Source organism: Flavobacterium sp. (assembly GCF_046153165.1).
Classification (GTDB): domain Bacteria; phylum Bacteroidota; class Bacteroidia; order Flavobacteriales; family Flavobacteriaceae; genus Flavobacterium.
This window is the reverse complement of record NZ_JBJXEN010000006.1, coordinates 1-9550: the sequence shown is the minus strand read 5'-3', so window position 1 is coordinate 9550 and position 9550 is coordinate 1. Positions and strand designations below refer to the sequence as shown.

Here is a 9550-nt window from a genome sequence, read left to right as displayed (position 1 = left end):
AGAATTTCTAAAACTGGTTTGGCTGAAGCTGAAAAAATTATGGCAGTTGGTAAATCTACCGCCGAAGCATATCAATTACAAGTTACAGCCATGGGTGAAGATAATTTTGCAAAATATAAAATTACCGAAGAAATAGGTAAAGGAAATATTAAAGTTATTCCAGATGTTCTAATCACTGGTACAAATGGTTCTGAAGGTGGTATTAGCGGATTGCTAGGTATGAAACTAATGGAAATGATGGATACAAATGGAAACAATAAGGTTTCTAAAAAATAAATAGTTAAGTTTAAAAAAAAATCCGTCTGTTTTGTAACAAGACGGATTTTTTTATTTAGTACTAGACAACATCTCGAAATACCTATTAGGATAATCAGAAATTAATCCGTCTACATGCATTAAGATTAATTTCTTCATGTCACTAATTTCATTAACGGTCCAAGGGATTATTTTAATTTTTTTATGATGTAAAAATGCAATATCTTTTTTAGTTAATAAATTAAAATCAGGACTGTATATATTCGGATTAAACCCTAATAATCTTAAGTTTTCTTTAATCGAAAAATTGTTTTCTACTAATAAAACTGTTTTAACGTTTCCTTGTATTTGATGTAAATATTGTAAAGTTCTCACATCAAATGATTGTATAAAAACACGATCAAGTATTTTTTTATTTTCCAACACTTTCAATAATAAATCTACAAATTCTTTAGGTCTTGGATGAAATATTGTATCACCCTCAATTGCACTTTTGGTTTCAATATTGTAAAAAATAGTTTTATTAGGATATTTTTTTTTGATGTAATTTTCGACACTATCTATCATTTCATATAAAAGCGGTTTGAATGTTTTTAATTTTTTTTGGTTTAAAAAACGAGGGTGAATTTTTGATCCACAATCACATTTCCGAATTTCATTATAATTCATTTTATATAAATTATATGATTTTTCATTATTTTCATAAATCTCATTTCCATTCGTATCTAAACAAATTTCATGTGATAAGAAAGGTTCATGAGATAGTAAAACTTGATTGTCTGTAGAAATTACAACATCGAGTTCAAGAGTAGTTACTCCAAGGTCGACCGCATTTTTCATTGCTTCGATTGAGTTTTCAGGAAGCAAACCACGACAACCCCGATGTCCTTGAATATCAAAATTTTGCCCAAAAGAAGCAATAGAAATAAGAAATAAAAAAGGAATTAATTGTTTCATTTAAAATCTCAATTTAATAGTCAATATTTTATCTATAAAGATTTAATAATTGAAGAAGAGAACTTAATTCTTAGTTATTAATCTTTATTTCAAACATTTTATCCCAATTTTTTCCAGTCACAAAAATAGTTTTAGTTTTAGGATTATAAGCAATACCATTTATTACATCATTTTCAGTAACATGAGCTAATTTTCTTAAACCTGACATATCAATTACCGATTCTACTGCTCCTGATATTGGATCCACAATAATTATAGTGTCATTTTGCCAAATATTAGCATATATTTTCCCATTAATCCATTCTAGTTCGTTTACATTTTTTATCTTTTTTGTATCAGTATAAACGTTTATAAAATCAATTAATTTTTGATTCTCTGGATTCATTTTCCAGATTTTCTCTGTTCCATCAGATTGATAAATGTATTTTTTGTCGTTTGTCATTCCCCAACCTTCAATATTTTTATCAAATTTGAATGTTTTTTCTAGTTTTAATGTTTTAGCATCATAAATAAAACCAGTTTGTTGTTGCCAAGTTAATTGAAAAATTTTTCCATTTATAAAAGTTATTCCTTCTCCAAAATATTTTGAATCTAAATCTACCTTTTGCAAGCTTTTTCCAGTTTTATAGTCTGTTTTAATGAAATAGGAAGACCCATTTTTTCCTGTACTTTCATATAAATTATCTCCATAAAACTCTAAACCTTCTGTAAATGAATCAATATTATGTGGATAAGTATTTAAAACCGTATAGGTTAATATTTTTGGCTCTATGCTAGATAACATTTCAACTCTTGTAGTTGTTTCTGAATTTTCTCCTTCAAAATGCGCGACAGCTTTCAGATTTTGATAACCTAATTTTTCATTGGTTAACAAATAATTAAATGTTGAATTACCTTTTACAGCACCAATTTTTTTATCATTATTATAATAAGTTACCGAGTCGATTGTTTTGTTGGCTTCATTTTTTAATGTAAAATGGATTGTATCACTATTATGAAACATAGATTTAAACTTACTTTCATCTATAGAAAATAAATTTTTAGAATTATTTTTATCACCACAACCAATTAAAGTTGTTAGTAATGACATGAATATTAATACTTTATATTTTTTCATTTCTAATTTTTTTACGATTACAATATATAACATCATTTTATATAAAACAATGCGCTTGCAAAAATACAAAAAGTTTGTATATTTGCACCGGCAAGTCCTACACGACCAGCTCCTGCAGACTCCTCCAGGGTGGGAACGCAGCAAAGGTATGTGGTTGAGCGGTGCGATGTAGGTCGCTTGCCATTTTTTAAATCTGACTTAGTTCAGATTTTTTTGTTTATAGATATTCCTACCTTTATGAATGTATCTTGGCAAATTGTTCGTTTCGAACTCAAGGAAACTTTTTCGATAGCTTATGGGAATTATTCTCACAGAGAAGCTTTGATTATTACATTAGATCATAAAGGAGTTTCAGGTTATGGAGAATGTACTGCTATTGATTATTACAATATCAAATTAGAAGATTTTGCAGTAAAATTAAACTCAATTAAAACTTTAATTAATAACCATCAAATTACTTATCCAACAATATTTTACGCTTTTTTATTAAGTTTAGAATTACCAAGTTTTTTGCGTTCTGCTCTTGATTGTGCTTATTGGGATTTGTATGGAAAATTAGAAAATAAAAGCTTTTTAGAATTAAACGCTATTGAAATAAATGAACTTCCAGAATCATCTATAACTATTTCAGTAGCTCCGATAGAAGATCAAATTAAAAAAATTGAAACTTCAAATTGGACTAAATTTAAAGTAAAATGCAATCATTTTGACAAAAAAGCGATTCAAAAGTTAATAGCATTAGATAAAAATATAGCCCTAGATTCTAATGGAAGTTTCACACCAGAAGATTGTATTTGGTTGCAAAATGAAGCTACTTCTAGTAGATTTAGTTATATAGAACAACCCATGAAACCCAATAATTATTCGGTTTTACATCGTAATCTATTTGCGAATTGGATGGCAGACGAAGATTGTCAGGATAACATAAATTTACTTACTTTACAACCGCATTATAGCAGCATTAATATAAAATTAGTAAAATGTGGAGGATTAACACCTGCTTTGCAACTTATAAAAGAAGCTAGAGCATTAAATTTTAAATTAATGATAGGTTGCATGACCGAATCGACAATTGGAATTTCGGCAGGAGCAGTTTTATCACCATTAGTAGATTATGCCGATTTAGATGGAGCTAATCTAATTGCAAATGATATTGCAAATGGTAGTAAAATTATAAATGGGAAAATACAAGTAGAAGATAGACCTGGATTGGGAATTTTTAAAATATAATTTTAAATCACTAAGAATTAATTCAATATTTAAAATAATAACAATGAGTTTAGGTATAAATAATGAAAAAGGTTTTACTCCAATTGAAACTGAAATTCACGAAAAACTCAATTGGGATTATGATTTAATTATAATTTGCTTAAACTACATAAGAATTCAAATTCCTAAAATTTTGAATATTGAAAATGATAGAATTGAAGTTTTTTTAGCATCAATTCATAATTTTATGGGACAAAATTATCCAGTCATTGGAATTCGTGTTAAAACAGATTTCGTTGAATTAATAGATATTGACTTTTTTGATATTGAAGAGAAAATTGAAAACTGGATTGAAAAAATTGGTGGAATAGAGAAATTAAAAGAAGAATCTATTAATTGGGAAACATTAGAAGAATTAATAGAATATCCTAAATTTGAATAAAAGCAAAAAATAGAATTCAGCATTTAAAATATAAAAAATGAGTAAAGTAGTTTTAATAACTGGTGGTTCATCAGGAATAGGGAAGTCGATTGGAGAGTATTTACATCAAAAAGGATTTATCGTTTACGGTACAAGTAGAAACCCTGAAAAAGTTGATAATTCGATTTTTCCGTTAGTGGCACTCGATGTTCGTGATGTGAATTCCATTCAAAAAGCAGTTGCAGTAATCATTGAAAAATCAGGAAGGTTAGATGTGGTAATAAATAATGCAGGTGTAGGAATTACAGGACCTATTGAGGAAATTCCAACACAAGAAATCAAAAATCATTTCGATACTAATTTCTTTGGACCAATAGAAGTAATGAAAGCAGTATTGCCACAAATGCGTGCTCAAAAATCGGGCTTAATTATTAATATTACTTCGATTGCAGGTTATATGGGTTTGCCATACCGAGGAATTTATTCGGCATCAAAAGGGGCTTTAGAACTTATTACTGAAGCTATTCGTATGGAAACAAAATCTTTTGGCATACACGTTACAAATATTGCTCCAGGTGATTTTGCAACTAATATCGCTGCGGGTCGTTATCACGCACCTGTTACTAAAGGTTCTGCTTACGAAATTCCTTATGGAAACACCTTAAAATCGATGGACGAACACGTAGATTCTGGAAGCAATCCTAACGAAATGGCGGAAGCGGTTTATGCTATTATTCAAAATCCAAATCCTAAAATACATTATAAAGTGGGGGCTTTTATGCAAAAATTTTCAATTGTATTAAAAAGAATTTTACCTGATAAAGTTTACGAAAAAATGTTAATGAACCATTATAAATTGTAATTTTGCATTCAAATTTTACACAACTATATTAAATAAACAAAACATGAAATTTTTTATTGACACAGCAAATCTTGCACAAATTAAAGAAGCACAAGCACTTGGAGTTCTTGATGGCGTTACAACAAACCCATCTCTTATGGCTAAAGAAGGAATTACAGGAAAAAACAACATCTTAAAACATTATGTTGATATTTGTAATATTGTAGAAGGTGATGTAAGTGCCGAAGTTAATGCAATGGATTTTGACGGAATGGTTCGTGAAGGTGAAGAATTAGCCGAATTACACGATCAGATTGTTGTAAAATTGCCTATGACCAAAGAAGGAATCATGGCATGTAAATATTTTTCTGACAGAGGAATTAGAACTAACGTTACTTTAATTTTCTCAGCTGGACAAGCACTTTTAGCTGCAAAAGCTGGTGCAACTTATTGTTCTCCATTCTTAGGAAGATTAGATGATGTTTCTACCGATGGATTAAATTTGATTCAAGAAATTCGTGATATTTACGATAATTATGGTTTTGAAACGCAAATTCTTGCAGCATCAGTTCGTCATACAATGCACGTAGTGAATTGTGCTAAAATTGGTGCCGATGTAATGACAGGACCTTTATCATCTATTTTAGGATTGTTAAAACATCCTTTGACAGATATCGGAATTGCTCAATTTATTGCCGATTTCGAGAAAGGAAACAAATAGTTTCAAAATATTATAGCAATAAAAAAAGCGTTCAACAATTTTATATGTTGAACGCTTTTTAATTTTTAAGTGATATTTTATTTTAAATAATTTTCAAAATTGGCATCAAATAAACTTACAAAACCATTTTTTATTTTTCCTCCAGCATTAATAAGCATTACACGATGAATCTTAGTAATTACCCATTTTTCTTTTATATCCTGGAAGTTTTTTGCGTGTAATTCAGTGGTATTTTTAAAATTATATTTAGCCAATGAATTTTTCCATTGTTTGTCGGAATTATCTATGTTTATTGCTACAAAATTCCAATTAGGATATTTAGATTTCAATTCTGTAACTCTTTGATGAGCCAGTTCTAAATGAGAACTCGCCTCAGAAGTCCAAAAGAAAACAACTGTATTTTTAGTAAATAAATTATTTATTGCAACAGCTTTTTCGTTTATATCAATTAAATCAGCATTTGGTAGTGATTTATTTGGTAACAAATTCTGAATAGATTCTTCAATCTTCTTAATTTCTTTTTGTTTTTCTTTATCAGTAGAAAGTTTAAAATATTCATCCAAAAACTCTTTATTACTCATAATATTTTGGTCTTCAAGTAAATACATGAAAGCAATATTATTTAATACCGAATTTTTTATTTTTACATTTGTAAACAATGAATCGGCAATATGTAATTTTTTAACATTATTCTGTAATGATTTTTCGTCGTTGTCTTTGCAAGTTACATTGTTAAGCATCGATGTTAAATAACGAACAAATGGGGAAAAACTAGTTAGCTTTTCATTATTAAAATCTATTTGTTTTCTAAAATCATAATAGCCTTTAGGTAAATATTTACAAACTTCTTCATTTGTACGACGCTCATGTACAAATGGATACATTTCTTTTTTAGTAAAATAATGCATGTCTAACATCGATTTTGCATACAAATCGAAATCTTCGCTCCAACCCACTTCTGTTTGTCGTCTTAAATAGAAAGCTTTACTTGCATTGTAGTTTTTATCAATAGCTTTCGAAAATGTTTTAAAATCTTTGTCATACAAATCGAAAGATGCATTTTTATCGGCTTCGTTTTTTAAGAAAAGTTCCATCAGGAAATTATTCTTTTCGTCACCACGACCACAAAATGTAAGAGAATTATCAAATTCATTCGTGTTTAAACGAATCATTAAACTATCATTTTTCTCGAAATAAATTTGCTGATATTCAGGTTCGTGTTTAAAAGTGTACATGCCTGGTACTAAAGAGTCATATTTTTTTAGAAATCTATTTTTGTCGTCTAAAACAATAGTATCTATGACCTCATTATCTTTACATAAAAAGATATATTTTGAATTAGGATTTATTATTTCTCCACCAAAATAAGCTTTATAGCCTTCCTCTTTTGTTCCTTGTTTACAAGAACATAAAAGTGTGATAGATGTAATAGGAAGTAATAAAAGTATTTTTTTTAAATAGGCAATCATTGAGTTGTATTTATGATAAACAAATATATTTTTATAATTGATATAACGTTGTTAATAATCAGTTAAATTAAACTTGCAGATATATTAGATTCAAAACTCCACTATTTTTGTTACTTTTGCAACACTTTTATAAAAAATATATCAATGTTAACAATTTCAAATTTATCAGTACAATTTGGTAAGCGAATTTTATTCGATGAAGTAAATACAACCTTTGTTCAAGGTAATTGCTACGGAATTATTGGAGCTAACGGTGCTGGAAAATCAACATTTCTTAAGATAATTGCAGGAGAAATAGATCCAACTTCGGGTCGTGTTATTCTGGAACCAGGAAAACGTATGTCTGTTCTAAACCAGAACCACAATATGTTCGACGAACTTACTGTTCTTGAAACAGTAATGATGGGAAACAAAGTTTTGTTTGCTGTAAAAAAGGAAATGGACGAGCTCTATTTAAATTATACCGATGAAAATGCCGATAGAATAGGGGAGTTGCAAGTTCGTTTTGAAGAAATGAATGGTTGGAATGCCGAATCTGATGCTGGTGCAATGCTATCTAATTTAGGAATTTCTGCCGATTATCATTACACTTTGATGGGTGATATGGAAGGAAAACTTAAACTGCGTGTGCTTTTAGCTCAAGCCTTGTTTGGTAATCCTGATGTTTTAATCATGGATGAGCCTACAAATGACCTAGATTTTGAAACCATAGGTTGGTTAGAAAATTTCTTGGCAAATTATGAAAATACAGTTTTAGTAGTTTCTCACGACAGACACTTTTTAGATTCAGTTTGTACACACGTTTCAGATATCGATTACGGAAAAATAAATCACTATTCAGGAAATTATACCTTCTGGTACGAATCGAGTCAATTAGCAGCAAAACAAAGAGCACAACAAAATAAGAAAGCCGAAGAAAAGAAACAAGAATTAGAAGAATTTATTCGTCGTTTTAGTGCCAATGTTGCTAAGTCTAAACAAGCCACTTCTCGTAAAAAAATGATCGATAAATTAAATTTATCAGATATAAAACCATCATCACGTCGTTATCCTGCCATTATTTTTGATACAGAACGTGAAGCTGGAGATCAAATTTTGAATGTACAAGATTTAAGCGCTTCGATAGATGGTGAAGTCTTATTTAAAAATGTAGATTTAAATATGGCAAAAGGAGATAAGGTAGTTATTTTCTCGAAAGATTCTCGTGCTACTTCAGCTTTTTACGAAATATTAAACGGAAATATGACTGCCGATTCTGGTACTTTCGATTGGGGAATTACAACCAACCAATCTTATTTACCTGCAGACAATCATAGTTTTTTTGAAAATGATTTAACACTCGTAGATTGGTTGCGCCAATGGGCAAAAACCGAAGAAGAACGTGACGAAGTTTATGTGCGTGGTTTCCTTGGAAAAATGATTTTTTCTGGAGAAGAAGCTTTAAAAACAGGTCGTGTTTTATCTGGAGGAGAAAAAGTACGTTGCATGTTATCTCGTATGATGATGATGCGTGCTAATGTATTGATGCTCGACGAACCAACTAATCACTTAGATTTAGAGTCTATTACAGCGTTTAACAACTCGTTAAAAAACTTTAAAGGTTCTATATTATTTACCACACATGACCACGAATTTGCACAAACTGTTGCTAATCGTGTGCTAGAAATTACACCAAAAGGAGTGATAGATCGTTATACCACTTTTGATGAATATCTGGAAGATGAAAAAATTCAAGAATTAAGAAAGAAAATGTATTCTTAGATTATATAGAAAACTCCAGTTATTACTGGAGTTTTTTTGTGTTTGAAAAGTTATAAAACTAACTTTAAATTAGCCCTAAAATCCCACTTTCTGCCAACTGGTGTTAGCGGTTGGCATTAATTAATTTTGATATCTTCTGTCAACTCAATTTTTTTTATAAAATATTCAAGCGATAAATCATAAATTGAACTCATTCCATTTGACTTATTGAAAAAGTTGAGTAAATCCTCATCATTAATCTTAGAACTAATATTTAATTTATAACTTTTAGTTTCCGAAATCCAGTTATAAAGCGTTACTTCTAATTTATAAGGACTAATGTAGTTCTGATAATAGATTAATAAATATCCTTCCAATGACAGAAAGAATCTTTTATTCTCTGAGTTCATATATGGTTTTATAATGCTAAAAAATTCATCATGAATTTCAGTAATATTTTCTCGTTTAGAAATCAGTTTATCGTAATACTTTCTATGTTGGTCTTTAATAAAAATCATGAATACGAAGAAAAATGGAACTAAATAATTATCATAATTAATTGTTCTTAATACAATTCTAGAGTGAGAAAGTATTTTTTCTTGTTGTCTTAAAGTTAAACCGTTTAAGAAAATTTTACTTATTGATCTAAAATTATCACTATCGTTCTGAAGTTCGTTATATTGTAATCGCTCTTGAGATTTAAAAAAAGAGTTGAAATCGTAATAATCATATAAATAATTGAAAAATTTAATTGGTTCTGGTTCTGGAATTGAATATTCAATATCTATAAATCTTCTTAAATATTCATTTGTGTCAATAT

Annotated in this window: 8 protein-coding genes, 1 other RNA gene and 2 pseudogenes; 7 read left to right on the top strand and 4 right to left on the bottom strand. The window is 29.1% G+C overall.

The features are described 5' to 3' along the window. Positions 1–276, top strand: a pseudogene (locus ACKVOV_RS01070) (flotillin family protein); the annotation flags it as partial. Positions 277–327: 51 nt separating this feature from the next. Here ACKVOV_RS01070 and ACKVOV_RS01065 read toward each other — a convergent pair. Both ACKVOV_RS01065 and ACKVOV_RS01060 read right to left on the bottom strand, forming a co-directional pair. After that, on the bottom strand, positions 328–1212 hold the full coding sequence (locus ACKVOV_RS01065) for a glycerophosphodiester phosphodiesterase family protein (RefSeq protein ID WP_409204926.1): 885 nt from the start codon (positions 1210–1212) through the stop codon (positions 328–330). A 70-nt stretch (positions 1213–1282) separates the two neighbouring features. After that, on the bottom strand, positions 1283–2329 hold the full coding sequence (locus ACKVOV_RS01060; protein ID WP_409204925.1) for a glutaminyl-peptide cyclotransferase: 1047 nt from the start codon (positions 2327–2329) through the stop codon (positions 1283–1285). 88 nt (positions 2330–2417) lie between these two features. On the opposite strand from ACKVOV_RS01060, the gene ffs reads away from it, so the two are divergent. The 5 genes from ffs to fsa all read left to right on the top strand — a co-directional run bounded on the left by ffs (position 2418) and on the right by fsa (position 5521). Next, an RNA gene (gene ffs, locus ACKVOV_RS01055) (signal recognition particle sRNA small type) lies at positions 2418–2515 on the top strand. A 51-nt stretch (positions 2516–2566) separates the two neighbouring features. Beyond that, a complete protein-coding gene (locus tag ACKVOV_RS01050) occupies positions 2567–3559 on the top strand; it encodes an enolase C-terminal domain-like protein (protein ID WP_409204924.1) in 993 nt (330 codons plus the stop codon). A gap of 43 nt (positions 3560–3602) precedes the next feature. After that, a complete protein-coding gene (locus tag ACKVOV_RS01045) occupies positions 3603–3980 on the top strand; it encodes a hypothetical protein (protein WP_409204923.1) in 378 nt (125 codons plus the stop codon). A gap of 37 nt (positions 3981–4017) precedes the next feature. Further along, on the top strand, positions 4018–4821 hold the full coding sequence (locus ACKVOV_RS01040) for an SDR family oxidoreductase (RefSeq protein WP_409204922.1): 804 nt from the start codon (positions 4018–4020) through the stop codon (positions 4819–4821). A gap of 43 nt (positions 4822–4864) precedes the next feature. Continuing rightward, a complete protein-coding gene (fsa, locus tag ACKVOV_RS01035; protein WP_409204921.1) occupies positions 4865–5521 on the top strand; it encodes a fructose-6-phosphate aldolase in 657 nt (218 codons plus the stop codon). Positions 5522–5598: 77 nt separating this feature from the next. Here the strand turns inward: fsa and ACKVOV_RS01030 are convergent, their stop codons facing one another. Further along, positions 5599–6990, bottom strand: a complete 1392-nt coding sequence (locus ACKVOV_RS01030) for a TlpA family protein disulfide reductase (protein WP_409204920.1) — start codon at positions 6988–6990, stop codon at positions 5599–5601. 144 nt (positions 6991–7134) lie between these two features. On the opposite strand from ACKVOV_RS01030, the gene ACKVOV_RS01025 reads away from it, so the two are divergent. Continuing rightward, positions 7135–8751, top strand: a complete 1617-nt coding sequence (locus ACKVOV_RS01025; RefSeq protein WP_409204919.1) for an ABC-F family ATP-binding cassette domain-containing protein — start codon at positions 7135–7137, stop codon at positions 8749–8751. A 116-nt stretch (positions 8752–8867) separates the two neighbouring features. On the opposite strand, the pseudogene ACKVOV_RS01020 reads toward ACKVOV_RS01025, so the two are convergent. Next, positions 8868–9550: pseudogene (locus tag ACKVOV_RS01020) on the bottom strand (NTPase); the annotation flags it as partial.